The sequence below is a fragment of the Candidatus Aalborgicola defluviihabitans genome (genome assembly GCF_016705985.1).
GTDB classification, from domain to species: Bacteria; Pseudomonadota; Gammaproteobacteria; order Burkholderiales; family Burkholderiaceae_C; genus Allorhodoferax; species Allorhodoferax defluviihabitans.
This window is the reverse complement of the sequence record NZ_JADJKN010000005.1, coordinates 113,301-139,204: the sequence shown is the minus strand read 5'-3', so window position 1 is coordinate 139,204 and position 25,904 is coordinate 113,301. Positions and strand designations below refer to the sequence as shown.

General features: G+C 61.2%; 18 protein-coding genes and 2 pseudogenes. 9 read left to right on the top strand and 11 right to left on the bottom strand.

From position 1 onward, the window contains the following. Positions 1-159 precede the first annotated feature (159 nt). The gene (locus IPI80_RS05485; RefSeq protein WP_413857956.1) at positions 160-2,553 is read left to right on the top strand and encodes a Tex family protein; all 2,394 of its coding nucleotides are present in this window, start codon (positions 160-162) and stop codon (positions 2,551-2,553) included. On the opposite strand, the gene IPI80_RS05480 is transcribed toward IPI80_RS05485, so the two are convergent. After that, a complete protein-coding gene (locus IPI80_RS05480; protein ID WP_413857954.1) occupies positions 2,543-4,246 on the bottom strand; it encodes an FAD-binding oxidoreductase in 1,704 nt (567 codons plus the stop codon). The genes IPI80_RS05485 and IPI80_RS05480 overlap by 11 nt on opposite strands. A 94-nt stretch (positions 4,247-4,340) precedes the next feature. Here IPI80_RS05480 and IPI80_RS05475 point away from each other — a divergent pair, with 94 nt between their 5' ends. Together IPI80_RS05475 and IPI80_RS05470 are read left to right on the top strand one after the other, a co-directional pair. Next, a complete protein-coding gene (locus IPI80_RS05475) occupies positions 4,341-5,147 on the top strand; it encodes an HDOD domain-containing protein (protein WP_413857952.1) in 807 nt (268 codons plus the stop codon). Positions 5,148-5,155: 8 nt separating this feature from the next. Next, the gene (locus tag IPI80_RS05470) at positions 5,156-6,319 is read left to right on the top strand and encodes a phospholipase (RefSeq protein WP_413857950.1); all 1,164 of its coding nucleotides are present in this window, start codon (positions 5,156-5,158) and stop codon (positions 6,317-6,319) included. A 23-nt stretch (positions 6,320-6,342) separates the two neighbouring features. Here IPI80_RS05470 and IPI80_RS05465 read toward each other — a convergent pair whose 3' ends face one another. From IPI80_RS05465 to IPI80_RS05440, 6 genes and pseudogenes are all read right to left on the bottom strand, one after another. Continuing rightward, positions 6,343-7,674, bottom strand: coding sequence for a sulfate adenylyltransferase subunit 1 (locus IPI80_RS05465; protein ID WP_413857948.1), 1,332 nt, complete (start codon positions 7,672-7,674; stop codon positions 6,343-6,345). Continuing rightward, positions 7,674-8,605 (bottom strand): annotated as a pseudogene (gene cysD / locus IPI80_RS05460) (sulfate adenylyltransferase subunit CysD). The gene IPI80_RS05465 and the pseudogene cysD overlap by 1 nt, the downstream one beginning before the upstream one ends. Next, positions 8,602-9,381, bottom strand: coding sequence for a phosphoadenylyl-sulfate reductase (locus IPI80_RS05455; protein ID WP_413857946.1), 780 nt, complete (start codon positions 9,379-9,381; stop codon positions 8,602-8,604). The pseudogene cysD and the gene IPI80_RS05455 overlap by 4 nt, the downstream one beginning before the upstream one ends. After that, a complete protein-coding gene (locus IPI80_RS05450) occupies positions 9,378-9,767 on the bottom strand; it encodes a DUF934 domain-containing protein (protein ID WP_413857944.1) in 390 nt (129 codons plus the stop codon). The genes IPI80_RS05455 and IPI80_RS05450 overlap by 4 nt, the downstream gene beginning before the upstream one ends. 27 nt (positions 9,768-9,794) lie before the next feature. Next, complete coding sequence (locus tag IPI80_RS05445; protein WP_413857942.1) at positions 9,795-11,633, bottom strand: nitrite/sulfite reductase; 1,839 nt, start codon at positions 11,631-11,633, stop codon at positions 9,795-9,797. Between the two features lie 42 nt (positions 11,634-11,675). Further along, positions 11,676-12,467: a sulfite exporter TauE/SafE family protein gene (locus tag IPI80_RS05440; protein WP_413857940.1), complete on the bottom strand. Its 792-nt coding sequence runs from the start codon at positions 12,465-12,467 to the stop codon at positions 11,676-11,678. A 170-nt stretch (positions 12,468-12,637) separates the two neighbouring features. On the opposite strand from IPI80_RS05440, the gene IPI80_RS05435 reads away from it, so the two are divergent. Both IPI80_RS05435 and IPI80_RS05430 read left to right on the top strand, forming a co-directional pair. Beyond that, complete coding sequence (locus IPI80_RS05435) at positions 12,638-13,042, top strand: MAPEG family protein (protein ID WP_413857938.1); 405 nt, start codon at positions 12,638-12,640, stop codon at positions 13,040-13,042. A gap of 174 nt (positions 13,043-13,216) precedes the next feature. Further along, the gene (locus tag IPI80_RS05430) at positions 13,217-13,954 is read left to right on the top strand and encodes a hypothetical protein (protein ID WP_413857936.1); all 738 of its coding nucleotides are present in this window, start codon (positions 13,217-13,219) and stop codon (positions 13,952-13,954) included. A 9-nt stretch (positions 13,955-13,963) separates the two neighbouring features. On the opposite strand, the gene IPI80_RS05425 is transcribed toward IPI80_RS05430, so the two are convergent. Next, the gene (locus IPI80_RS05425) at positions 13,964-15,625 is read right to left on the bottom strand and encodes an FAD-dependent oxidoreductase (protein ID WP_413857934.1); all 1,662 of its coding nucleotides are present in this window, start codon (positions 15,623-15,625) and stop codon (positions 13,964-13,966) included. 57 nt (positions 15,626-15,682) lie between these two features. Then, complete coding sequence (locus IPI80_RS05420; protein WP_413857932.1) at positions 15,683-15,955, bottom strand: oxidative damage protection protein; 273 nt, start codon at positions 15,953-15,955, stop codon at positions 15,683-15,685. A 192-nt stretch (positions 15,956-16,147) separates the two neighbouring features. Between IPI80_RS05420 and IPI80_RS05415 the strand changes: the two are divergent. After that, a pseudogene (locus tag IPI80_RS05415) lies at positions 16,148-16,647 on the top strand (disulfide bond formation protein B). 31 nt (positions 16,648-16,678) lie between these two features. Here the strand turns inward: IPI80_RS05415 and argA are convergent. After that, entirely contained in the window at positions 16,679-18,028 is a 1,350-nt protein-coding gene (gene argA / locus IPI80_RS05410; RefSeq protein ID WP_413857930.1) for an amino-acid N-acetyltransferase, read from the bottom strand. 150 nt (positions 18,029-18,178) lie between these two features. Between argA and hrpA the strand changes: the two genes are divergently transcribed. The 3 genes from hrpA to IPI80_RS05395 all read left to right on the top strand — a co-directional run bounded on the left by hrpA (position 18,179) and on the right by IPI80_RS05395 (position 24,882). After that, positions 18,179-22,201, top strand: coding sequence for an ATP-dependent RNA helicase HrpA (gene hrpA / locus IPI80_RS05405; protein ID WP_413858697.1), 4,023 nt, complete (start codon positions 18,179-18,181; stop codon positions 22,199-22,201). 391 nt (positions 22,202-22,592) lie between these two features. After that, the gene (locus tag IPI80_RS05400) at positions 22,593-23,513 is read left to right on the top strand and encodes a universal stress protein (RefSeq protein ID WP_413857928.1); all 921 of its coding nucleotides are present in this window, start codon (positions 22,593-22,595) and stop codon (positions 23,511-23,513) included. A gap of 10 nt (positions 23,514-23,523) precedes the next feature. Beyond that, positions 23,524-24,882, top strand: coding sequence for a lytic murein transglycosylase (locus IPI80_RS05395; protein ID WP_413857926.1), 1,359 nt, complete (start codon positions 23,524-23,526; stop codon positions 24,880-24,882). Here IPI80_RS05395 and IPI80_RS05390 read toward each other — a convergent pair. Then, positions 24,804-25,895, bottom strand: a complete 1,092-nt coding sequence (locus tag IPI80_RS05390) for a pyridoxal phosphate-dependent aminotransferase (RefSeq protein WP_413858695.1) — start codon at positions 25,893-25,895, stop codon at positions 24,804-24,806. The genes IPI80_RS05395 and IPI80_RS05390 overlap by 79 nt on opposite strands. Between the last annotated feature and the right edge of the window lie 9 nt (positions 25,896-25,904).

Below are 25,904 nucleotides of genomic sequence, written 5' to 3'. Positions count from 1 at the left end.
GGGCCGCCTGCGGCCTTGTGGCACACTTCCGGCCTTGCTTTCATTTACCCAATTTGGCCCTGCGGCCAATGCTTTTGTTTCGCTTCCCCGCCATGCAGAAAATCATCGCGCAACTCGCGCAAGAAATACAAGTCCGCCCGCAATCAAATCGAAGCCGCTGTGCAGCTCTTGGACGAAGGCTCTACGGTGCCCTTTATTGCCCGCTACCGCAAGGAAGTGACCGGTGGGTTGGACGATATACAGCTGCGCGAGCTGGAAACCCGCCTGTCGTACCTGCGCGAGCTGCGCGACCGCAAAGAGGCGGTGTGCAAGCTGATTGATGAGCAGGGCAAGCTGACCCCGGTGCTCATGGCCGCCATTCACAGCGCCACCACCAAGCAAGAGGTGGAAGACATTTACCTGCCCTTTAAGCTCAAGCGCCGCACCAAGGGCCAACTGGCCAAGGAAGCCGGGCTGGAGCCACTGGCCGACGCGTTGTTTGCTGATCCGACCCTGGTGCCTGCCGAGGCGGCGCTGTCCTACGTTATTCCCATGCGCCCGGTGGTGGAGGGCGAGGACAAACAGCCCGATTTCAGCACCGTGCCAGCCGTGCTGGATGGTGTGCGTGATTTGCTCAGTGAGCGCTGGGCAGAGAACCCCGCACTGGTGCAAGACCTGCGCGAGTGGCTGTGGGCCGAGGGCCTGCTGCAATCCAAGCTGGCGGAGGGCAAGGACGAGAACAACGCCGACGTGGCCAAGTTTCGCGATTATTTTGACTACGACGAGCCCATTGGCCGCGTGCCCAGCCACCGTGCGCTGGCCGTGTTCCGGGGCCGTTCGCTGGACATTTTGGATGCCAAGTTGGTGCTTCCCGAACCAGCTTTAGCATCAAATCAGCCTATCGCCCTCGCCAATACTGCACAACCAGCTATTAAAAAAATAGCGGCTCCGGTGGTCTCGCTGGCCGAAGGCCGCATTGCGCTGCGCTTGGGCTGGAGCCACCAGAAGCGCGCTGCCGACGATTTGATCCGCAAATGCGTCGCCTGGACCTGGAAGGTCAAACTGTCCATGTCCACCGAGCGTGACCTGTTTACGCGGCTGCGCGAAGAGGCCGAAAAAGTCGCCATCAAGGTCTTCGCCGACAACCTGCGTGACCTGCTCTTGGCTGCACCCGCCGGCCCGCGTGTGGTGCTGGGACTGGACCCTGGCATTCGCACCGGCGTGAAGGTGGCAGTGGTCGATTCCACCGGCAAGCTGGTCGAAACCGCCACCGTGTTCCCCCACGAGCCGCGCAAAGATTGGGAAGGTTCGCTGCACACCCTGGGCAAACTCTGCGCCAAACACGGCGTGAACCTGATCGCCATTGGCAACGGCACCGCCAGCCGCGAGACCGACAAACTGGCCGGTGATTTGATCAAGCTGCTGGGCAAGATGGCCACGCAAGCAGGAGCGCCGGAGTTAAAGATTGAGAAGGTGGTGGTCAGCGAGGCGGGCGCCTCGGTGTACAGCGCCAGCGAATTTGCCAGCCAAGAGATGCCCGATGTGGACGTGAGCCTGCGCGGTGCCGCCAGCATTGCGCGTCGCTTGCAAGATCCGCTGGCCGAGCTGGTCAAGATTGACCCCAAGAGTATTGGCGTGGGCCAGTACCAGCACGATGTGAACCAGAGCGAACTGGCCCGTATGCTGGACACCGTGGTGGAAGACTGCGTCAACTCGGTGGGTGTGGACCTCAACACGGCCAGCGTGCCGCTCTTGTCCAAGGTGTCGGGCCTGTCCGGCACCGTGGCCAAGGCCGTGGTGCGCTGGCGCGAAAGCAACGGCGCCTTTGGCAGCCGGCAAGATTTGCTCAAGGTCACCGGCCTGGGTGCCAAGACCTTTGAGCAGGCGGCTGGCTTTTTGCGGATTCGTGGCGGCAGCAACCCGCTGGACATGACCGGCGTGCACCCCGAGACCTACCCCGTGGTGGAGAAGATCATGGCCCAAACCGGCAAGCCGGTGGCGGAGATCATGGGCCGCGCTGATATGCTGAAAGCGCTACGCCCCGAGCTGTTCGCCAACGAGCAATTCGGTGTCATCACCGTCAAAGACATCTTCACTGAGCTGGAAAAACCCGGCCGTGACCCGCGCCCCGACTTCAAGGTGGCGCGCTTCAACGACGGCGTGGAAGACATTGCCGACCTGAAGGAAGGCATGATTTTGGAAGGCACCGTGAGCAACGTCGCGGCCTTTGGCGCTTTCATCGATCTGGGCGTGCACCAGGACGGCTTGGTGCATGTGAGCCAGCTCAGCCACAAGTTCACCACCGATGCGCGCGAGGTGGTCAAGACCGGCGATATTGTCAAAGTGCAGGTGCAAGAGGTGGACGTGGCCCGCAAGCGCATCAGTCTTACTATGAAAATAGGAGCTGCACCAGCAGGCGGTACGAGGGCTACAGGCCAAAAACCCGGAGACAATCGTTATCAAGGCCCTGCGCGTGGCGAGCGCCAAAACGGCGGCCAGCACGGCAGTCGTCAAGACGCCAGCTTGGGTGGCGGCTCGGCCATGGCCAGTGCCTTTGCCAAGCTCAAACGCTGAACTGGCTCTTGGGCCGGGGTGCCAATGCACCGGTAATACCGACCGTGCGGTGTAAGGGGTCAAACAGCACGCCGGGGTTGAGAATGCCGTGCGGGTCAACGCGGTGCTTGGCTGCGGCCAGCATGGCCCTGAACAGGGGATCAACTTCGCGTTCGTAGGCGTTGCGGTGGTCACGCCCCACGGCATGGTGGTGGGTACTGGTGCCGCCATGGTCAATGATGGCCGCATTGGCCGCCAGCTTGATGTCACGCCAGGCCGCCAGCGCACTGGCCACACTGCCGTCTGCGGGGCGGGCCACAAACGTGAAGTAGGGGGCAGGGCCGTCCGGATACACGTGGGTGAGGCGACAGGAGATCCACGCTTCCTGCCCGGTGACCCGTTCTATGGTGTGGGCGACATCGGCTTTCACGTTGGCGTAGAAATCCGGGAAGCGATCCCAGGTGACGGCTGTCTCGAACGTATCCATGATGACGCCCATGCCCACCGCTGGATCGCGCCAATAGGGCATACGCAGAAATGCCTGTCGCCATGCGCCGGCGGCCCCGCTGCGGTGTTCGTCGGTGTTAGCCCCATCCATCGACCGGGCGACGGCATCGGCATCAAAACGGCCTCCGTAATCGGCAACCAGTTCCAGTGCGCGCGCCATCCAGGGCTGCAACGGGTGGTCGGCCGACTCAAAGCCCAGCACCAGAATCGCATGGCTACCATCGCCCACACCCGAAGAGACGGTTTCTGCCGCATCCAGCAGGCGGCAATTGCTGGGGTTAAGTCCTGACTGTGCGAGCACACGGACACACTGTGCCGCTTGCAAGTAGTCGACAAACTTCACCGCTGCCGATGCGCGAAACTGGGGCGGCGCTTGCAGTCGCGTCCATGCCTCGGTAACGATACCCAGGGTGCCTTCGGAGCCCAACACCAGCCGGTCGGGCGACGGCCCTGCACCCGATGCGGGCAGGCGACGGGTTTGCAGAATGCCGCTGGGCGTGACCATGCGCGTGGACTCCACAAAATCGTCAATATGCGTGGTTTGCGTGGCGTAGTGGCCGCCTGCGCGGGTAGCAATCCACCCACCCAAAGTGGAAAACTCAAAGCTTTGCGGAAAATGGCGCAGCGTCAGCCCATGGGGTTTGAGTTGTGATTCCAGTTCAGGGCCGAGTGCGCCGGCCTGAATGCGCGCTGCGCGACTCACCGGGTCCACCTCCAGTACGCGGCTGAGGCGCTCCATGTCCAGCGAGACAACACCGGCGTAACTAGTCCCCACCGCAGCTTCAACACCACCACACACGCTGCTGCCGCCGCCGTACGGAATCACCGCCACATTGTGGGTCTGCGCCCAATCGAGAATATCGACAATTGCCAACTCATTTTCTGGGTAGACCACCCAGTCCGGCACCGGTGGTGCCTGGCGCAGCCACATGCGCGCGCAGTCGGCATAGCTTTTTCCACCCGCATGGTTGAGCCGGTCCAGCGGTGATGCAGAAAATTGGCTCACCAATGCGGCAGGGGGCGACACGCGGGGTGTCGGCAACACAAACTCGGCAAGCTGCGGCACCGGGTGTTCGGTATAGGCCGTACCCAGCGCCTGCAGCATCGTGCCCAGCGTGGATTTTTCGTGCGCGCTGAGCACGGCATCATCATTGCCCCAACCCCAGAAGCGGCGTATGGGTCGGCGAGACAGTGTGGCGTTGCTCATTTCAGAATCCTTTGGATGGGAGAGGCGGTTTCAATTGCTAATTTTCAGCATACCCAGAATGCCGACCTTGTGATAGTCCCTTAGACTTCAGGGTATGAAAATCCAAGATTTGTTGGAACAGCAGTTCAACTTGCCCAGCATCCCGAAGGTTGTGGCCTTGCTGCTCACTGAGCTGGATAGACCCGAAGTGGACTTGCGACGGGTGACGCAACTCATCAGTACTGATCCGGCACTCACCGCCCGCCTGTTGCAACTGGGCAATTCCAGCTTTTTCAAGCTATCCGGCAAGATCAGCAGTGTGTCCGAGGCCCTGGCCGTAATGGACTTGGCCCATGTCAAGTCCATGGCCCAGGCGGCAGCCAGCGTGGCATCACCCAAGGCTGTGCCCGGCATCAACCTGCAGCGCTTCTGGGAATACAGCCTTAATGTGGCCAAGGTCTCGCGCTCATTGGCGGGTCTGGTGCGGCAAAACCAGCAGGCCGCTTTTACCTGTGGGCTGATCCATGCCATTGGCGAGCTGGCCATGCACCTGGGCATGCCCGAAGTCTTGGCAGCCCTGGATCAGGAAGTCCCTCCACTGGATTTGCGCCGTGCCAAACTGGAGCGCACCGAACTGGGCTATTGCTATGCCACCGTGAGCGCTGGTTTTGCACGCATGTGGTTTTTTCCGCAGCCCCTGATCGACGCGCTGGAGCACCAGTACGCCCCGTTTGAGAACAATGTGTACGAACCGCTGGCCGGCGTCATCCACCTGGCCACCTGGCGTGCGCGGGCCAAAGAGGCCCGTCTGGATGACCGTGCCATGGCAGTGACCTTTCCCGACTCGGTGGGCGTAGTGCTGGACCTGGACATTGACAACGTGCTCCAGCAGGACCCGTTTGATTGGGCTGCGCATACATAGCCCTCTTTGTGCAAGCACTCCACATTTATGCCGGCCCCGTGGCGCGGAAAACCCTTGCTCGCAACGGGCTGCAACCCGGCGCCATACGTACCATTCCCGCCGCCGCCGGTGGTCCCAAGGGCTTGCTGCTGGGTGCGCTGGACCGTTTCATCTTTGGCGAATGGCTGCCGCGCTCCACGCAGCCCATTGATCTGGTGGGCGCCTCCATTGGCGGCTGGCGCATGGCCACGGCCTGTCTGAATGATGCAGTGGCGGCGTTTGACCGCCTGGAGCATGACTACATCCACCAGCACTACGAGCTGCCACCTGGTCAAAAGCGCCCCAGTGCCGCCATGGTGAGCGAGCTGTTTGGTGACAACCTGCGCGCTTTTTATGGCGGGCGGGTGGATGAGGTGTTGCACCACCCACGCTACCGCTTGCACATCGTCACCTCGCGTGGGCGCCACCTGCTACGCACCGAACACGGTTTGCGCACACCGGTGGGTTACCTTGGCGCTTTTGTGACCAACGCAGTGCGGCGCAAAGCCATGGGTGCCTGGCTGGAGCGCGTGGTTTTTTCCAGCCCGGCCATGGGTGACGATGGTGCGGCCTGTGTGCCGCTGCCATTTGCTACAGACGACTACCGCACCCGCCAAGTGCGCCTGAGCGGGGCGAACTTCAACCTGGCGTTGCAAGCCAGTTGTTCTATCCCGTTTGTGCTGCAGGCGGTGCACAACATTCCCGGCGCGCCCCCCGGCGCCTACTGGGACGGTGGCATTACAGACTACCACCTGCACCTCAACTATCCGGCCGCACCCCGTAATGCTATCGATTCGGTAGCGACTTGTGTAGATCCGACGAGGGCTAGTGCCCCATTTGACCATCAAGAACTGGTGTTGTACCCGCATTTTCAAAAGGCGGTGGTACCCGGCTGGCTGGACAAGCGCCTGACGTGGCGCCACCACGCCACACACCACCTGGACACCATGTTGCTGCTGGCGCCCAACCCCGAGTGGGTCAAGACCCTGCCCAACGGCAAGCTACCGGACCGCACCGACTTCACCCGTTACGGCAACGACTTGGCCGCGCGCGTCAAGGTCTGGAACGCCGCTTGCAGCGCCAGCGAGCAGCTGGCCGATGAGTTTGCCGCCTGGCTGGAGCGGCCCAGCATGGCACGGGTGCAAGCGCTGTAGTACCGCCGCTGCTACCCGCAACCTTACCGCAACAGCAACGCCCCCGAGGTCTTGTGGCTGGCGGTGTCCACCAAAATCAGTGCACCCAGCACCCGGCTTTGGGCATAGGGCAGGGCGGCAATCGGTTCCTGCAAGGCCAGTTCGATGTGGCCGATGGCATTGGGTTCGATCTGGGTGGCGTCGTGTTCTGCCAGGGTGTTGATGTCCAGGCTGTGCAAGATGCGCTTGACCTTCGCTTTGATCCAGCGGTGGCCGTGCAGCGCCCAATAGACGCGGCCCGACACCAGCGGCTCGTCGTCCATCCAGGCGACGGTGGCCTGGATCTCGCGGGTGGTCTCAAAGTGGCTGGGGGCGTCGTTGCTGGCCAGAATCCAGTCACCGCGCGACACATCCACTTCTCGGTCCAGCACCAAACCGGCACCGTGTCCGGCCCCGACATTTTTCGCCACGCGGGCGTGGTTGAGTACCTGCGCCACTTTGGCGGTTTGGCCGCTGGGCAAAATAGACACCGTGTCCCCCGGCTGCACCGTGCCCGTGGCCACGCGGCCCCAGAAGATACGGCGGCTCTGGCTGGTGTCGCTGGATCCGGGAAATTTCTCTACCCATTGCACCGGAAACGCGAAGGGTACGTTGGTCTCTGCTGCTGTTACTGGAAGTTGCTCCAGCAGGGTGAGCAGGCTGGGGCCGTGGTAACCGCACCAGCCATCCGACGCGGTGACCACGTTGTCGCCTTTAAGGGCCGAGACCGGGATGATGGCGGTGACCGCAATGTCGGCGTGTTCGGCAAACGCCAACAACGCTTCACGGATCTTGTCGAAGGCGGCAGTGGCGTTGTCACCCAGTGCGTCGAGCTTATTGACGGCAAAGACGATGCTGGGCACGCGCAGCAGGTTCACCAGCAGGCTGTGGCGGCGGGTCTGCGGCAGCAGCTCCACCAGGCCATCCACCTCCCACTTCAGTTTGGTGGCATCCACCAGCACCACGGCGGCGTGGGCGCTGCTGGCGGCGGTGACCATGTTGCGGGTGTACTGCACATGGCCCGGCGCGTCGCCAATGATGAACTTGCGTGTGGGCGTGGCGAAGTAGCGGTAGGCCACGTCGATGGTGATGCCCTGCTCGCGCTCGGCAGACAGGCCATCGGTGAACTGGGCCAGGTCGGCCTCGCCGCTCTTGGACACATTGGCCAACTGGTCTTGCAGCACCGAGCGGCTGTCCACCAGCAGGCGGCCAATCAGCGTGCTCTTGCCATCGTCCACCGATCCGCAGGTGATGAATTTCAACGCCGAGTGCGTGTCAAATTGGCCGCTAGCCCTCGTCGAATGGTCGTAACCAGCTATCAAAGTAGTAGCGTTCATCAGAAGTATCCGTCTTTCTTGCGTTTTTCCATGGAGGCCTCAGAGGTCTTGTCGTCCATGCGGGTGGCGCCGCGCTCACTCACATCCGCTTGCAGGGTTTCAATCACGATATCCGCGGCGGTGGCGGCCGTGCTGTCTACCGGGCAGGTGCAGGTGATGTCGCCCACGGTGCGAAAACGCACGTCGCGTAGCTCGGCGGTTTCACCGTCTTTCAGTGGGGTCAGCTCGGTGACGGGCACCAGCAGGCCCTTGCGTTCCACCACACTGCGTTTGTGCGTGTAGTACAGCGAGGGCAGGGCGATCTGCTCGCGCTCGATGTACTGCCACACGTCCAGCTCGGTCCAGTTGCTGATGGGGAACACGCGGAAGTGCTCGCCGGGCTGCAGGCGGGTGTTGAACAGCGTCCACAGCTCGGGGCGCTGGGCCTTGGGCTGCCACTGGCCGAAGCTGTCGCGGTGGGAGAAGATGCGTTCCTTGGCGCGGGCTTTTCCTCGTCGCGGCGGGCGCCGCCAATCAGCGCGTCAAAGCGGAATTCGTCAATGGCTTCCAGCAGCGTGACCGACTGGTGCACATTGCGGCTCTCGCCGGGGTGGGCCAGGCGCACGGTGCCGCGCTTCATGGAGTCTTCGACGCTGCGCACGATCAGCTCAGCACCCAGCTCTTGGGCGCGGAAGTCGCGGAAATCGGTCACTTCATGGAAGTTGTGGCCGGTGTCGATCATCAACAGCGGGTAGGGGATGTTGGTGGCACCAAATGCCTTCTCGGCGCACTTGAGCATGACCAGCGAATCCTTGCCGCCCGAGAACAGCAGGGTGGGGCGCTCAAAGGCGGCGGCCACTTCGCGCAGGATGAAGATGGTTTCTTCTTCCAGCGCGTCCAGGTGTTGGTTAGACAGGCGCTCGAAATGGGTGGGTTCTGTCATCGCGTTCATGCGGTGGCCTTTTCTTCGGAAGTTGTGTTTTTGACGTGCTGGCCAATCTGCGTTACGTGCAGACCGCACTCTTTGGCGCTTTCGTCTTCCCACCACCAGCGCCCGGAGCGGAAGTCTTCGCCTTGGCTGATGGCGCGGGTGCACGGCTCGCAGCCAATGCTGGGGTAGAACTGGTCGTGCAAGGGGTTGTAGGCCACGTTGTTTTGCTGGATGTAGTGCCACACGTCGCCCCAGGTCCAGTTGGCCAATGGGTTGATCTTGGTGCGCGCCTCGGACAGGTCCACCAACGGCACCTCGGCACGGGCACCGCTTTGCTCTCGGCGCAGGCCGGTGATCCAGGCGTCTTTGCCTTTGAGTGCGCGCGCCAGAGGCTCCATCTTGCGGATAGCGCAGCATTCTTTGCGCAAGGCAATGCTCTTGTACATCGCATCCTGGCCTTCACGGGCCACAAATTGCACCACGGCTTCTTGCACTGGCGTGTAGACCGTGATCGGTGCGCGGGAGCTGGCCTTGAACTGCTCCAGCAGCTCCAATGTTTGCGCATGCAGGCGGCCGGTATCCAGCACAAAAATGCCGATGTCCAGCTTCAAGCTGTTGATCAGGTGGCTGATGACCACGTCTTCGGCGCCCAGGCTGGAGGCCTGGGTGACAGTGGCTGCGCCACTGTTGGCACCGGCATACTGCGCCGCCGCCTGGGACAAGACACCCTGGGCTTCTGCCAGCTTGATGGTGTAGTCAGAGCTGGGCGCGGCATTGCGGGTAATGGCGTTGCTCATGCTGCCGCCTTGTCGCGGGCAAACAGGGGTTGTACCGTCACCGCATCGGCCTGGTAGAAGGCGCGGTAGCGGTCAAACTGGCGTTGCGCAAAATCGCGGTTCTGGTCAGCGCGCAGCACAGCCACGTCAAAACCGGTGCGCTCCATTTGCACCAGCTGGTCGATCAGAACATCGCCGGTGGCGCGAATCTCACCCTGAAATCCCAGGCGGCGGCGCAGCAAATAGGCCTGGCTGAAGGCCCGCCCGTCGGTGAACTTGGGAAAATGCAGGTCAACGCGGGTGATGCCGTCGAGGCTGACTTCCAGCGGATCGGCATCGTTGGCAATGGCCAGGATGTTGGGATCGTTGGCGCACTCAGAAGGGGTGTTGATAGCAATGATTTTCATGGTGATTCTTTTTTTTGGGGAATGGTCTTAGGCCGCTTCGGTTTCCAACGCTTGCGCGGGGTGGCGTGCGGCGTTGGCAGCCTGTTTGAAGGGCTCGATGCCGGTGCGGCGCAGGGTTTCAATGAACGATTCGGTGCGCGCGCCGTGGCTTTGGCGCAGCTCTTTGTAAGTGGCCAGAACGGCTTCCACCACGTCCGGCACTTCCGCCGCCGAGAAGGACGGGCCGACCACTTTGCCAGCCAGAGCCGGGCCGCTGTGCGCACTGCCGTCCGCTCCGCCCAGGGTGACCTGGTACCACTCTTTGCCGTCTTTATCGACACCCAAAATGCCAATGTGACCGCTGTGGTGGTGGCCACAACTGTTAATGCAACCACTCATGTTCAGGTCGATCGGGCCCAGGTCGTGCAACTCATCCATGTCCTGGTAGCGCTCAGTCAAGGCTTGGGCAATAGGCAGCGAGCGCGCATTGGCCAGCGAGCAAAAATCGCCACCGGGGCAAACAATCATGTCGGTCAGCAGGCCGATGTTGGACTGGGCCAGACCCAAGCGTTTGGCCTCTGCGTACAGGGCGGGCAGGTCGTTCACATGCACCCAGGGCAGCAGCAGGTTTTGCTGGTGCGTCAGGCGCAGCTCACTGGCGCTGTACTGGTCGGCCAAGTCGGCGGCGGCTTCCATCACCTCGGCACTGGCGTCGCCGGGGTTGGCACCGGGGCGCTTAAAGCTCAAGGTCACCGCGCGCAGGTTGGGGTTTTTGTGGGCGGCTACGTTGCGAGCCAGCCAGCGGTCAAAGGCCTTGTCGCCGTGGGGCAGGGCGGCCAGCGGCGCGCCCACATGGCGGGTCAACTCGGGCACCACAAAGCAGGCGGCGACGCGGTCGTATTCGGCTTGGGTGATGGTGTGCGGTCCACCGTCCACGTCGACGATCTGGTGGTATTCCGCTTCCACCTGGTCGATATAGCGCTGGCCCTCGGCCTTCACCAAAATCTTGATACGGGCTTTCCAAACGTTGTCGCGCCGGCCGTAGCGGTTGTAGACGCGAATCACCGCCTCTAAATAATTCATGACCTGGTGCCACGGCAGAAATTCGCGCACCACGCTGCCAATGATGGGTGTGCGGCCCATGCCACCGCCGACGCGCACTTGGAAGCCAACGCCGGCCAGCGGGCCGGTTTCGCGTGCGGCCAACTCTTCGTCACGCACCACTTGCAGGCCCACGTCATACCAGGGTGTGGCGGCGCGGTCTTCGGTGGCGCCGCTGATGGCGATCTTGAACTTGCGTGGCAAGAAGGCAAACTCGGGGTGCAGCGTGCTCCACTGGCGCATGATTTCGCCGAACGGGCGCGGGTCGGCGATTTCGTCTTGCGCAATACCGGACAGCTCGTCGCTGGTGATGTTGCGAATGCAGTTGCCGCTGGTCTGGATGCCGTGCATGCTCACGCTGGCCAGCAGCTCCATTACCTCGGCGCTTTTAACCAAGGGCACCCAGTTGAACTGGGTATTGGTTCGGGTGGTGAAGTGGCCGTAACCGTAGCCCAACGCCGAGCCCAGCACCTTGCCGTTGGACAGGTGGATGTCGCCCAGCTTGGCCTGGGTGTCGTGCGCTTCTTGCAAAATGCGGGCATCCGGCTGGTCGTATTCGCGGGCAATGCGGGCCAACACGCGCAGCTGGCGGGTGGCAAGCTCGCCGTAGGGCACGGCAATGCGCAGCATAGGCGCGTAGCGTTGGATATACCAGCCGTTTTGCAGGCGTAGCGGGCGAAAATCGTCGTCTGCCAGTGTGCCTGCCAAATTGCGCTCCAGCTGGTCGCGGTATTGCGCGGCGCGGGCCGTGATGAATTGGCGGTCGAAGTCAGTGTATTGGTACATGAGCAGGTTTTCAGGAAATCTTGGGGTGTGCTTCGAAGACGCTTAGAGCGCAAGGAGTTTGGTGCCGGCATAGGCCAACAGCACCGACAACAGCGAGCGAACCAGCCGCTCAGGGGTTTTGGTCAACAGATGTGATCCGACCCAGATGCCGGGTAGCGATCCAGCCAGCAGGCAGGCCAACATGGCCCAATCCACACCGCCCAAGGTGGCATGGCCAAAACCGGCTACCAGTGTCAACGGCACTGCGTAGGCAATGTCAGCGGCCACAATGCGTGGCAGCGGCAACATGGGGTACAGAATCATCAGCACGGTGACACCAATGGCGCCTGCGCCCACAGAGGTGAGTGTGACCAGCGTGCCAATCACGGCGCCGAACAACAGTGGCAGGCTCCAGTGGCGGGGGCGGGCGGCAAGTTGTTCCTGGCCCTGGGCGATGCTGGTCGGAGTTACCTTGCCGTGAAGGACCTTGTACAAGGTTGCCGCAGCGGTGAGCAGCAGGGCCAGTCCCAGTGCGGTGGTCATGAACTTTTGTACTGGCTGGCTGGCGGCATCTGCAGAGTGCAGCACGTACAGGGTGATCAGCGAGGCCGGAATGCTGCCAGCCGACAGGTTGAGCACAATCGGCCAGTCAATGACCTTGGCACGGGCCAGTTTGATGGTGCCGCCCAACTTGGTGAACGCTGCAAACAACAAGTCGGTTCCGACAGCCAGGTAGGGCTTGACACCAAACAAGAAAATCAGAATCGGCGTCATCAGCGAGCCGCCCCCCACGCCGGTAAACCCGACGATGGCGCCAACCACAAAACCCGCAATAACAAACGCTAATTCATGCATGGGCCAGACTGTAGGTGTCTGGCTTTAGATTGAAAACTACATTTTTGCTATTTTTATATTCTAAATTCGTATATGGCGGCCAAAGCACCGTTCAGCAGAAAGCGGCCGGATAGCAGAAACGCGCGCTATCGGTTAAGGTCCACGCTTCAAACTCATTGGGACCCTTACATATGACTGCTCTGCAAGCGCTTATCGGTTTCGCCGCCTGGACTTTGTGCCTGGTGACTGGTGTTTTTCTGTACCGTGGCCTGAAATTTGTGACGGGTACGCCGATCAACAGTTGGCCGCGCGGAGCGAAACCCAGCGGCGATGCCCCCTTGGTCAAGCGCCTGGAGGATGCCCATGCCAATAGTCTGGAAAACCTGCCGGTGTTCGCCGTTTTGGTGCTGGGTGCTATCGCATTGGGGCGACAGGACACCATTGCCGCGCTGGCGCCCTGGGTGCTGTATGCGCGCATCGGCCAGTCGCTGACGCACTTGACCGGGGTAGGGAGCCCCCACGTGTTTGTGCGCGCCACATTCTGGAGCGTGCAGCTGGGGCTGATGCTCTGGATGGCGTTTGCGTTGCTGCGCTGAAGGATGCGGGCCCGGTAGCCCGAAAGTGCGTTAGTCTGGACCAGTTGGCACAAACGCTGCTAGAGTCAAGACTGCGGAGAACCTATGAATCGATCATTACCCACCTTTATGATGGCGCTATTCCTTGACGAGATCATCAGGCCTTCGGGCCGTAAATAGAGCGGATCCCGCGCCATGTCCTACATCATCTGGGTCAAAGTCGTCGGGTTTAGTGGCATAGAACGCCACTCGCTTAATACGTTGTTTCGGCTTTCAGTGGGACAGTCGCCCTCGTACAGTCTGTGGACGCCGGATGCGCCGGCGCCGCCCCATGTGTCCTTGATCGACATGGATTGCCACGAGGCAGAGGTCGAATTGGCGTCCCCCACGTTCAACTCGAACGCCAAGATCATTTGTGTTGGCGCTAAAACCCACGAACGAGCCTGGCGCACTTTTCAGCGCCCCGTGGATTGGAACACCATGGTACAGGCGCTGGACGGCCTGTTTGCATCCCAAAGTTATGTGGATCTGGAAACCGGGTTTGATACGTTGGCCGACACCGATGTGCCGCCGGGCGTGCGGGTAACTCTGTTGGTGGGGCTCAAGGTGGAAGAGCGTATGTACTTGCGGGCCCGCCTGTCCTTGGCCGGATTGACTGATGTGGACGAGGCCAACACCTTCGAGCAGGCCGTTACCGCTACCCGGCGTCGGCACTACGACGTACTCATCGTGAGCCTGGATTTGACGGACGGCGATCCGTGGGCACTGATACAGGCTTTGCAGGGCACCGTGGCCCCGCCACAGACCATCATCGTGGCCAGTGAGCGCCCCACTTGGCCAGCCATGGAAAAAGCCGAGGAGTTGGGTTGTATTGGAATGTTGGATATTCCATTCAATCCGCCCCAGGTATTGGGGCTGCTGCAAAAGGTCTGACACCGGGGCTTATTCGGCCTTGGTGGCTGCTGGCTTTCTTCGCACCCGGTTGGCGCCCAGGCTACGGGCCAGGCTCGATTCCAGCGGCAGTGGCTCGGCGCCCAGTCGGGCGGCCAGCAGTTCGGCACACAGCGCCGCCAAACTCAGCCCGCGAGAGCCCATTCCAACGCAGATCCACAGCCCAGTTCCGCAGGCCGTATCAATTGGCCCAACCAGGGGCAGTCGGTCATGGGTGACGCAGCGGGTCGATGACCACTGCGCAACCGGCCCACGGTCCAGCGTGTCGGCCAGGTCATAGGCATCCATGGGCAGCAATTGCCGCAGGCGCTGCATATTGAGCGCATGTTGGGTGACCAGGTTAGAAGCGGCCAGCGCATCAGTTTCGAAGGTGGCGCCGGCCAGCCATTCTTCGCCATTGGCGCCGGGTAGGTGGGGAATGAAGCAGCCGTTGCCATTGACCGGCGTGGTGGGAAGATCAGGAAGCGTTTCTGCGTAGGTGCCATGACTGGCGGTTCCATACACCGGGTGCAGGGCGGTCAACCTGTCCAACCAATCTGGGCTGAGTGCCGCCTTGCTTTCGAGCCCCTTGCGCAACAGCGCAGCGCAGCCCATGGCATTGGCAAGCACCACCACGTCAAATTGCCCCCAGTCCTTGCTGTCTGGGCCCAGCAGTTGCCACAGGGCATCGTCCCGCTCCATACGGTCTACGGTTGCGTGCGCAACGAAGCGTATGCCAGGTTGCGCCAGCCAGGCTTGTACCATGGCTGCCGGCTTGAGCCAGAAGGCCTGCGGGTGCCAAGTGGATTCACCATCAGGAAACAGCTCCCGCACACCACTGGGTTCCCAATCAAGACCGCGCTGCAGCAGGCGTTGGGCATGATCGGCCATCAGCCGGGTGCCGCTGCGGGTCAGGCGTGAACGCGGGTTGTCATCGGCTGATACATGGGGCACGGCCAGCCCTGCCGGTAAACCGGATGCGCCACGTGCAGGTGCTGATTCCTGGTCCAGCACAGTCACCTGCCAACCCCGTACCGCTAACGCCTGCGCAATGCTGGCGCCGGATAGGCCGGCGCCGATGATGGCGCAGCGCCCCGGCTTGGGCTGAACATGGCGTGATGCTGTGCGGCTATTGACAATGGTCCAGCGCGGATCGAAGCTGCCCACAAGATGAGTTGGATAGGCTTGCAGCACAAATCCCGCCGCCTGCATCAGCGCGGCTGCCGTGGCGTTGGCGGGCGCATCGGCTGGCACCAGGGTTATGACGACCCGGGTTGCGCGTCGGCAGCGGCGCGCCAGCAATTGGGCGACCCATTTGTCATTGGGTGCAGTGGTAAACAGGGTGTCTGCCTGAAACGCCTGCTCGGAAAGCGCCGCCTGCACCGTGCCCAGGCACAAGGTCAGCGATACCTGAGCGCCTTCAAGCAGGATACGGTGCATACCCGGACCTAAATCTGCCGATGCCCTTGCCAGTTGGGTGTTCGACAGCTTCGCGGGTTGCTGCGTGGCAATGCCCACGTAATGCAGCATGCGCGGGCGGCGTGGGTCTTGCTGCCAAGCGTGCAGAACCTGTTCGAAACGCTGCCCGTCCGAGAAATCGGTATCCAGAATGGTCCAGGCCGTGTGATCGGCCCAGGCCGCTGGTAGCCCCACGCAGGCGAGTTCGTGCTCCATTAGTGTGTCAACCAATGGAGTCAACGAAACTCGGTGGGACTTTTCAGAAGTGGTGAATCAGGCCGGAGGCGGAACGTAGCCTTGGGCCGCATCAGCACCGTCGCCGAAGAAATGGTTTTCCATTTGACGGGCCAGGTACTGGCGTGCACGGGCGTCGGCCAGGTTGAGGCGGTTTTCATTGACCAACATGGTCTGATGCTTGATCCAGTCGGCCCAGGCTTGCTTGCTGACGCTTTCCCAGATGCGCTTGCCCAGATCGCCAGGGTAGGGCGGAAAATCCAAACCTTCGGCTTCTTTGCCGAGCTTGATACAGTTGACGGTACGTGCCATGAATGAGAACCTCGATTGCAGGAGTGGGGCTCACAACGAGCCAATAGCCTGAATCTTATTCGCTTTGTTGCCCCCTGTTGCCAAAGCCCCGGTGCAAAACAGGGAACTTCCAAGGCAAAATCAGCACCAATTTCCCGAGCGCGCCGCCAGGGCGCCATTTTTTTGACAGGAACCGTGATTTTGAACTTCGTAATGGCCCAATTCGATACCGCTCCACGGCGCGTGCTGGCAATGGTCTGCATTTCTTGCCTGGCACTGCTGGCTTTTGGCATTCTGTATTTGCAGAATGTGGTGGGTCTGGACCCGTGCCCGATGTGTATTGTGCAGCGGTATGCTCTTATTTTTGTAGCTGCATGTGCAGGTTTTACGGGAGCTAGCGGCAATAAACGCGCGCATGTCTGGGGCGCAAGCCTGATGGTGGTGCTGGCGGTGGCAGGCGCTTACGTGGCGGCCCGGCAGAGCTATTTGCAGTGGTATCCGCCCGAGGTGGTGTCGTGCGGCCGCGACCTCTACGGCATGATCGAGGCGTTTCCCTGCAACGCGTTATTCCCATGATCTTCAAGGGCAGTGGTGACTGCACCAAGGTGGACTGGACCTTTCTGGGCGGCTCCCTTGCCAACTGGTCCTTCGTCTGGTTTTCTGGCGTGGCCATGGTGGGTGCTGTGTTGGTTTGGCGCCGCCGCCGGGCCTGAATCTGGCTTGAGTCGGGCTTGAGTCAGGTCGTTACAGAAACCTTTTCACCAGCACCAGACTCTTGCGGTCCCAGTTGTATTTGCGCTTGCGCGCTTCGGGCAACCACTCGGGCTCGACTACCGCATAACCGCGTTTGATGAACCAGTGCTTGGTGCGTGTGGTCAGTACAAAGAGGCTTTCCAGCCCGGCCGCCTTGGCGCGATGCTCAATGCGCTTCATGACCCGTTCCCCGTCTCCCTGGCCTTGCACGTCGGGTGACACAGTTAAAGCGGCCATTTCGCCCGTTTTAGCTTCCGGGTAAGGGTAGAGTGCCGCGCAGGCAAAAATCACGCCGTCGTGTTCGATGATGGTGTAGTTGCCTATGTCGCGCTCAATTTCGGTGCGGCTGCGCTTGACCAGGGTGCCGTCTTTCTCAAACGGTTCAATCAATTGCAGAATGCCGGCCACGTCGTCTTCGGTGGCCTCGCGCAGGCTCTCCAGCTTTTCGTCCACCACCATGGTGCCAATGCCGTCGTGCACATAAACCTCTAACAGGATTCCGCCGTCTACCGCGAAGGGAATGATGTGGCTGCGCTCCACGCCGCCTTTGCAGGCCTTTACGCAGTGTTGCAGGTAAAACGCAGTGTCCGTGGGTTGGTTGGCGGCGGGTATTTCGGCCAGCAGCTTCTCGGCAGCAGCCAGGGGCAGTTCGGTGTCAATGGCGTTGTCTTCAGAGGCTGGCTCCAGCGGCCGCACCCGAATGCCGGGCACCTCGGTCACAAAAATCAGCTTGTCGGCCTGCAGCGCCATGGCTACCGAGGTCGCCACCTCTTCCATGGCCAGGTTAAACGCCTCGCCAGTCGGCGAAAAACCAAAGGGCGACACCAGCAACATCGCACCGGAATCCAACACCCGGCTGATGCCAGCCGTGTCTACCTTGCGCACCAGACCCGAGTTCTGAAAATCCACTCCGTCCACAATGCCCACCGGCCGTGCGGTAATGAAGTTGCCGGAGATCACGCGCACGGTGGAATCCGCCATGGGCGTGTTGGGCAGGCCCTGGCTGAACGCGGCTTCAATCTCGTAGCGCAACTGCCCGGCGGCCTCTTGTGCGCAGTCCAGCGCCACGCCATCGGTAATACGCATGCCATGCGAATACTTGCCGGCGTGCCCCTTGGCCTTGAGCTGCTCGTTGACCTGCGGGCGAAAGCCGTGCACCAGCACAATCTTCACGCCCATGCTCTGGATCATGGCCAAGTCTTGTGCCAAATTGGGCAGTTTGCCTGCAGCAATGGCCTCGCCACACACACCAATCACGAAGGTCTGGTTGCGAAATTTGTGGATATAGGGCGCTACCGAGCGAAACCACGGCACGAAGGTGAAATTGAAAACAGTGGACATGGTGTGCGCGGTTAGTAGGTCAATGCTGCGAATCGGCCCTGTGGGCTGGGATAATCCGCAATTCTCTACGAAGTCTGCACCTTGATCGCTAGTCCCTTGCAAATTGACTTTCCTGAGTCGCTCCCCGTATCGGGTAAACGCGACGAGATCATGGCCGCCATGCAGGCGCACCAGGTCATCATCGTCTGTGGCGAAACCGGCTCGGGCAAGACCACGCAGTTGCCCAAGATCGCCCTGGCCATGGGGCGCGGACTGCTCAATTACCCCAAGACCTTGGCAAATGGCCGCCCCGCACCGCGCGGCAAGCTCATCGGCCACACCCAGCCGCGCCGCATTGCGGCCAGCAGCGTGGCCAAGCGGATTGCGGAAGAGCTGAAAACACCGCTGGGTGAGGTGGTGGGCTTCAAGGTGCGGTTTCAAGATCGTCTCTCCAAAGACGCATCGGTCAAGCTGATGACCGACGGCATTTTGCTAGCCGAAACACAGACCGACCCACTGCTCAGCGCCTACGACACCATCATCATTGACGAGGCGCACGAGCGCAGCCTGAACATCGACTTTTTGCTGGGTTACCTGCGCCAGATATTGCCGCGCAGGCCAGACCTGAAGATTGTGGTCACGTCCGCCACCATTGACGCGCAGCGCTTTGCGGACCACTTTGCCTCGAAGAATGGCCCTGCGCCGGTCATCATGGTGTCGGGCCGTATGTTTCCGGTGGAGCACCGTTACCGGCCGTTTGAAGAAAGCCGTGAGTACGACCTGAACAGTGCCATTGCCGATGGGGTGGACGAGCTCTGGCGCGACCCGCACAACGGTGGCGACATCCTCGTCTTTCTGCCCGGCGAGCGCGAAATCCGCGAGGCGGCCGACCACCTGCGCAAGCATCTGAGTCACCAACCCATCATGCGCAATGCCGAGGTGCTGCCGCTGTTTGCCCGCCTGAGCCCGGCCGAGCAAGACCGCATTTTTGATGGCCATACCGGCAGGCGCGTGGTGCTGGCCACCAACGTGGCCGAAACCTCGCTCACGGTGCCCGGCATCCGTTACGTGATTGACGCAGGCACCGCGCGCGTGAAGCGCTATAGCTTTAGGAGCAAGGTAGAGCAGTTGCTGGTGGAGCCCATCAGCCAAGCAGCGGCCAACCAGCGCTCTGGGCGCTGTGGGCGCGTGGCCAACGGCATTTGCATTCGGCTTTACGACCAAAAAGATTTTGACGGGCGCGACCGCTTTACCGACCCCGAAATCATCCGCAGCTCGCTGGCCGGGGTGATTTTGCGCATGAAGTCGCTACACCTGGGTATCGTGGAAGACTTTCCGTTTCTGGAGCGCCCCAGTGGCCGCGCCATTGCCGATGGCTACCAGTTGCTCAATGAATTGGGCGCGGTGGATGATGCCAATGAACTCACGCCGCTGGGCACCGAATTGAGCCGCCTGCCGCTGGACCCGCGCGTAGGGCGCATGCTTCTGGAGGCCCGTTCGCGCGAGGCGCTGGACGAAGCGCTGGTGATTGCCTCGGCCTTGAGCGTGCAAGACGTGCGTGACCGGCCGATGGAAGCCCAGCAGCAAGCCGACACGGCACACAAGAAGTTTGACGACGAGAAGAGCGAGTTTGTAGGGTATTTGAAGCTGTGGAAGTGGATTCACGACGCAAGGGGCGGCGGCTGGCACGGCACCGGGCGCTGGGGCGCCGGGCGTTCTGCGCAGAGGGAGGAGCCCCGCAGCGGGCGGGGCCAGCAGACGCCCGGCGCCCAACGCCCAGCCACTCGCCTCAGCCTCCGTCCCTCAACCCACAAGTTAACAAACCGCCAATACGAACAACTCCTACGCCAAAACTTCGTCAACATCCGCCGCGTGCGCGAGTGGAAAGATATTTACAGCCAGTTGCACACCGTGGTGGCCGAGCACAAGTGGCGCTTGAACACCACACCGGCCAGCTACGAGCAACTGCACCTGTCCATGCTCTCGGGGCTGCTGGGCAACATTGGCTGCAAGCTCGAAGAAGGGCAAAACGGCGAGTATCTGGGTGCACGCAGCATCAAGTTCTTCGCCCACCCCGGCGCACACCTGACCAAAAAGCCCGGCAAATGGATCGTGGCGTCTGAACTGGTAGAAACCACACGCCTCTTTGGTCGCGGGCTGGCCAATATCGACCCGCAGTGGTTGGAGCAAGTGGGCGGACATTTGCTGCGCAAGCAACTGCTGGACCCGCATTGGGAAAAGAAGGCCGCCGAGGTAATGGCGCTGGAGCGGGCCACGCTGTATGGCATCGTGGTCTACAGTGGGCGCCGGGTCAATTACAGCCGGGTCGACATGGTGGGCGCGCGCGAGGTGTTTATCCGCGAAGCGCTGGTAGGCAAAGAGTGGGAAACCACACTGCCGTTTTTGGCGGCCAACCACAAGCTCATCAAACAGGTAGAAGACCTGGAGCACAAAGCCCGCCGCCAAGACGTGCTGGTGGACGACGAACTGATTTACGCGTTTTACGACCAGCAGTTGCCCGCCGACGTGTGCAGCGGCTACAGCCTGGAGCGCTGGTACCGCGAAGAAGTAAAAAATAAGCCCACGCTGCTCCAGCTCACCCGCGAAGAACTCATGCGCCATGAGGCCGCAGGAATCACCACCGCGTCCTTCCCCAAAACCATTCGCCTAGGCGGTGTGGACTGCGCCGCCACCTACCTGCACGAGCCCGGCGACGCCCGCGATGGCCTGACCGTGACCGTGCCGCTGTTTGTGTTGAACCAAGTCAACGAGGAGCGCTGCGAATGGCTGGTGCCCGGCATGCTCAAGGAAAAGGTGCAAGCGCTCATCAAAACCCTGCACCAAAGGCCACGCAGCCGGCTGGTGCCGCTGCCCGATACCGCCACCAAGTTCGCCGAAGCACTGAACGCGCCCGAAAAATTTGGCACTGGCAGTCTGGTGGATGCCGTGCTGAAATTGGTGCGCGATGCCACCAGCCTGGACATTGTCAAAGCCGACATCAAGGTGGACATGCTGACGCCGCACTTCTTCATGAACTTCCGCGTGGTGGACGAGCATGGCCGCCAGTTGGGGCAGGGCCGCAATCTTGGCGCGCTCAAGGCCGATCTGGGCAAGCAGGCGCGTGGCGCGTTTCAGGCGCTGGCCAATCTGAAGCTGGGGCATGGTGCGTCTGCTGCGGGTGCCTCTGTGCCAAATAGTTTAGAGTCAAAACAGCCTCTAGCCCTCGTCAATACTACACAAGCAGCTATCAAATCAGGAGCAAATGACAAAACGCCACCACACAGCCAAGCCACTGCGCCCCAGCCAGCCGGCCAGCGCCACACCGCCTGGACATTTGGCGAGCTGCCCGAACTGCTTGAAATTCAAAAGGGCGGCCAGACGCTGATTGGTTACCCGGCGCTGCTGGACGGTGGCGATGCGGTGAGCATCGAGGTGTTTGACGAGCCCGAAGTGGCCGCCGCCAAACACCGCGCCGGCCTGCGCCGCCTGTTTGCGCTGCAAATCAAGGACGCACTCAAGTACCTGGAAAAGAATATTCCCGATCTGCAGAAAATGGCCGTGGCCTACATGACCGTGGGCAAATCGGATAGCGGTAAAGACGCCTCGGGTTCAGGCGGAACCGTGGAAGAACTGCGCGAACAAATCATCGCCGTCGCGCTGGACCGCGCCTTCTTGCTGGAGCCGTTGCCCACCGACGAATTCGCCTTCAAGCGCCGGGTCGAAGAAGGTCGAGGCCGCCTGACCCTGATATCCACCGAGGTGGCCCGCATGGCCGGTGTCATTTTGCTGGAGTATTCGGCGGCAGCCCGCAAGATCAAAGACACCAAAAACGCGCCAGATGCTACGGCCGATTGCGCCCAACAACTGCAGCGCCTCATGCCCAAGCGCTTTCTGCAAGCCACCCCGTGGGAGCGCTTGCAGCACCTGGCCCGCTACCTCAAGGCCATCACCCTGCGCCTGGACAAATACCGTGCCGACCCCGCGCGGGACGCTACCCGCTTAGCCGAACTGCGCCCGCAGGAGCAGCGCTACTGGCGCTTGGTGGCCGAGCGTAAGGGCGCGGTGGATGAACGCATGGCCGAGTTCCGCTGGCTGCTGGAAGAACTGCGCGTGAGCTTTTTTGCCCAAGAGCTCAAAACGCCGCAGCCGGTGAGCGTGAAGCGGCTGGACAAGGCGTGGACGCAGTTGGGGTAAAGCGCCGCTGCCGGTGCCGATACCGCCCCTGTCTATTCTGGCAAGCAACGTAGGGCCTTGCTGTCACCTCATTTGACCCTTATGTTGATAGGGTCTATGATCGTCGCCATGTGTTCCTTACCCTTCATCCTCTCCAGTTCAGCTATGGCCTTGCCTGCGCTGCTGGGCGCTTGCGCGCGAGCGCATAGCACCGTGATGGGTAACGCAGGACCCTGTCAGCCGGACGTCCATTTTTAAGCCCGGCGATTCTTCACACTTCTTAGTAGCGCATTTTCTTTATCGCCGGGCATAAGCCCAGCGCGGTAGATCCCGCTGCATTTTGCGACGGCGACATTGATTTCGCCGACGGCACACCATAGCGTCGGCAACTATGCGTAGAGGAGTCTGCACCATGAATATTCAGTCGATTTTTGCCATCACCGACTTTTCAACCCGTGCCGAGCAGGGGTTGGAGCGCGCCGCCTTGCTCGCACACGCCCACCAAGCCACGCTCAGTGTGATGTACGCCACCGAGACGCCAAACCCGAAGTTCTCTGACCCCTTTGCCCGGCTGGAGCAACGCGCGCGGCAACTGGCCCGGCGCCACACCATCAGTGTCAAAACGGTGGCACGCACCGGCAGAATGGTGGATGACATCCTGAAGCAGTGCCAGCGGTCTAACCTGCTGGTGCTGGACCAACGCGGCCACCGCTCACTCTGGCAATTTTGGCAAGGCTCCACACTGGACCAAATACTGCGCCACAGTGCATGCCCCATATTGGTTGTCAAAAAACCAGTAATGCGGCCCTATCACCGTCTGTTGGTGGCGGTGGACCAAACAGAGACTTCGAAAGATCTGGTGCAACACGCCAGTGGCTTTGCGCTGGATGCAGAGTTGGAGCTGTTTCACGCCTTGTACGATTTGGACGAAGCCTGGCCGAGCTCCCATGTGATGACCTCCGAGGCGGTTAACGCCTACCGGGAAAGGGCACACAGAAATGCGCGGGACCGCCTGTTCCGCTTCACCGACTCCTCGCATGCCCGAAGGAACCGCGTGAATGCAGTGGTTGGGCGCGGGGAGCCTGCACGCCTCACTGTGGTGCAACAGGAGGCAACCAAGGCGGACCTGGTTGTGGTCGGCAAAGAGCGCAGCTCCACTCTGATTGATTTGCTGCTGGGCAGTGTCGCAAACCGGATCGCCCAATGGGCCAACAGTGACGTCCTGGTGGTGCCAAACGGTTACCAGGCGCCCTCCAGCGCTGCGGCTGCGGCGCGAATCCAGGCCTTGCCAGATCAACATCGTGGTCGGCTGCAGTGGGTTACAGGGCGGTGAATCCATCAAAATGGGGGTTATGAAGAAGCTGTCTTGTTCAACCACCGCAGCCCGCAGCGCAGGGGTGTTGGTCTGCGTTGCGTTGCTGATGCTGGCGGGCTGCACCAGCGTTTCCACACCGGTATCCAGAGATTCGACGGTGTCGACAACAGACGCGGCCCCCACCCGAGCGGCACCGGATCCGTCATCACCTGACCAGGCCTTTACAGACTGGATTGCTCGATTTAGTGTCCGCGCCAGCGCGGCGGGCATTGATGCTGCAACACTGCACCTCGCATTCGACGATGTTCACTTCATACCGCGTGTAGTGGAGCTGGACCGGGCGCAACCCGAATTCACACGTGCGGTGTGGGACTACCTTGACAGTGCGGTGTCTGAACAGCGCATCACCCGGGGGCAAGAGAAGTTGCTGCAGCTGCGCCCAGCAATCGACACCATTGCTGCACGCTACGGCGTTCCCGCCGAAGTATTGGTGGCCATTTGGGGCATAGAGAGCAATTTTGGAACCAATATGGGCGATATCCCGACCATCGACGCCTTGGCAACGCTGGGGTTTGAAGGCCGCCGAGAAGCATGGGCCAGTACCCAGTTGCTGGCAGCACTCAAGATCTTGCAAAACCACGACATCGATCGCGCGCAAATGATCGGCTCCTGGGCTGGTGCCATGGGGCAGACCCAATTTTTGCCCTCAGTTTTTCTGGCCTACGCGGTGGATGCCGATGGCGATGGCCGCCGCGACATCTGGGGCAGTGATGCCGATGTGATGGCATCCACAGCCAACTTTTTGGCGCGCTCCGGGTGGCAAGCCAACCAGCCTTGGGGCTTGGAGGTGTCGTTACCGCCCGGGTTTGACTACGCACTGGCAGACGCCAAGTTGCGACAACCCAGCGCGGCATGGGCTGATGTAGGTGTTCAAACCATTGACCATGCGCCACTGCCGCCGTTGGCGGAAAGCTCCTTGCTGCTGCCGGCAGGTGCGCGGGGGCCGGCCTTTTTGGTGGGTGCCAATTTCCGTACGATCCTGCGTTACAACAACGCCACCAGCTATGCGCTGGCCGTCAACCTGCTGGCTCAGCGCATTGCTGGCGGGCCTGCGGTGCAAGCCGCCTGGCCGCGTGATCTCAAATCGCTGACGCGCAGCCAGTTGCGTGAGCTGCAAACAGCACTGAACGCCCGTGGTTTTGACTGCGGTACACCTGACGGCATGATGGGCCCGGCTACGCAGCGAGGGCTGCGCCAGTACCAGGATAGCGTGGGTCAGCCGGCAGATGGCTATCCAACCATGGAACTCTATAACGACTTGAGTCGTTCAATGGCTGCCTGTAAGGTGGCGTCCTGCTTGGCAAAGCAGAAACGCACCACGCGCTGATCAAACCCGTTGCCATAAAACGCAGATAAGGGGATGGCGGCCACGCCGATTTCGGTGGTGAGCCATTGGCAAAAATCTGCTTCATTCAAGTCGCTGACCTGCGAGATGTCAACGCACTGAAAATAGCTGCCGGCGCTGGGCAGTAGTCTCAGTCGGCTACCGGCAAGGCCAGCACGAAACAGATCGCGTTTGCGTTGGTAGAAGGCCGGTAAATCCAGATAGTGCGCCGGGGTGCCCATGTAAGAGGCCAGGCCGTGCTGCATGGGGGTATTGACCGTGAACACGTTGAACTGGTGCACCTTGCGGAACTCGGCCATCAACGATGCCGGCGCGGCCACATAACCCACCTTCCAGCCGGTCACATGGAAGGTTTTGCCAAAGCTCGAAACAATGAAGGCGCGCTCGGCCAGCCCGGGGTAGCGGGCCGCACTTTCGTGCTGGACACCGTCGAAGACCATGTGCTCATACACCTCGTCGCTGATGAGCAACACGTTGGTGGGTGGCAGAATCTCTTGCAGGCGCAGCATGTCCGCGTGACTCCATACCGTGGCGCTGGGGTTGTGCGGGCTGTTGATGATGATGGCGCGGGTTTTGGGTGTGATGGCGGCGGCAATTTTGTCGAAATCGGGTCGAAAGGTGCCGGGCGTCAGTGGAATGCGTACAGGCACGCCACCGGCCAACTCGATGTTGGGTACATAGCTGTCGTAGCAGGGCTCCAACACAATCACCTCATCGCCCGGGTGCACGATGGCCAGAATGGTGGTGATGATTGCCTGGGTGGCCCCAGCGGTGATGGTAATTTCGTCTGCAGCCCTGTACGGGCGTGCGTGAAGTGCTTCAATTTTGAGTGCGATCGCATCGCGGAAATGGGGCACGCCCGGCATCGGCGGGTATTGGTTGTGGCCGGCCTGCATGGCTTCAGACACGTAGTTGACCAGCGCCGGGTCGCATGCAAAGTCCGGAAAGCCCTGGCCCAGGTTGACGGCTTTGTGCTGCACGGCCAGCGCCGACATGACGGTGAA

Bases quoted from the DNA above. Each gene is read 5' to 3' on its own strand.
- IPI80_RS05435 (WP_413857938.1), top strand. From the start codon at position 12,638: ATGACTGCTCTGCAAGCGCTTATCGGTTTCGCCGCCTGGACTTTGTGC.
- IPI80_RS05450 (WP_413857944.1), bottom strand. From the start codon at position 9,767: ATGAAAATCATTGCTATCAACACCCCTTCTGAGTGCGCCAACGATCCC.
- hrpA (WP_413858697.1), top strand. From the start codon at position 18,179: ATGGCCGCCATGCAGGCGCACCAGGTCATCATCGTCTGTGGCGAAACC.
- IPI80_RS05440 (WP_413857940.1), bottom strand. From the start codon at position 12,467: ATGCATGAATTAGCGTTTGTTATTGCGGGTTTTGTGGTTGGCGCCATC.
- IPI80_RS05390 (WP_413858695.1), bottom strand. From the start codon at position 25,895: ATGTCGGCGCTGGCCGTGCAGCACAAAGCCGTCAACCTGGGCCAGGGC.
- IPI80_RS05395 (WP_413857926.1), top strand. From the start codon at position 23,524: ATGGGGGTTATGAAGAAGCTGTCTTGTTCAACCACCGCAGCCCGCAGC.
- IPI80_RS05420 (WP_413857932.1), bottom strand. From the start codon at position 15,955: ATGGCACGTACCGTCAACTGTATCAAGCTCGGCAAAGAAGCCGAAGGT.
- IPI80_RS05430 (WP_413857936.1), top strand. From the start codon at position 13,217: ATGTCCTACATCATCTGGGTCAAAGTCGTCGGGTTTAGTGGCATAGAA.
- IPI80_RS05425 (WP_413857934.1), bottom strand. From the start codon at position 15,625: ATGGAGCACGAACTCGCCTGCGTGGGGCTACCAGCGGCCTGGGCCGAT.
- IPI80_RS05480 (WP_413857954.1), bottom strand. From the start codon at position 4,246: ATGAGCAACGCCACACTGTCTCGCCGACCCATACGCCGCTTCTGGGGT.
- IPI80_RS05465 (WP_413857948.1), bottom strand. From the start codon at position 7,674: ATGAACGCTACTACTTTGATAGCTGGTTACGACCATTCGACGAGGGCT.
- IPI80_RS05445 (WP_413857942.1), bottom strand. From the start codon at position 11,633: ATGTACCAATACACTGACTTCGACCGCCAATTCATCACGGCCCGCGCC.
- IPI80_RS05400 (WP_413857928.1), top strand. From the start codon at position 22,593: ATGAATATTCAGTCGATTTTTGCCATCACCGACTTTTCAACCCGTGCC.
- argA (WP_413857930.1), bottom strand. From the start codon at position 18,028: ATGTCCACTGTTTTCAATTTCACCTTCGTGCCGTGGTTTCGCTCGGTA.
- IPI80_RS05475 (WP_413857952.1), top strand. From the start codon at position 4,341: ATGAAAATCCAAGATTTGTTGGAACAGCAGTTCAACTTGCCCAGCATC.
- IPI80_RS05455 (WP_413857946.1), bottom strand. From the start codon at position 9,381: ATGAGCAACGCCATTACCCGCAATGCCGCGCCCAGCTCTGACTACACC.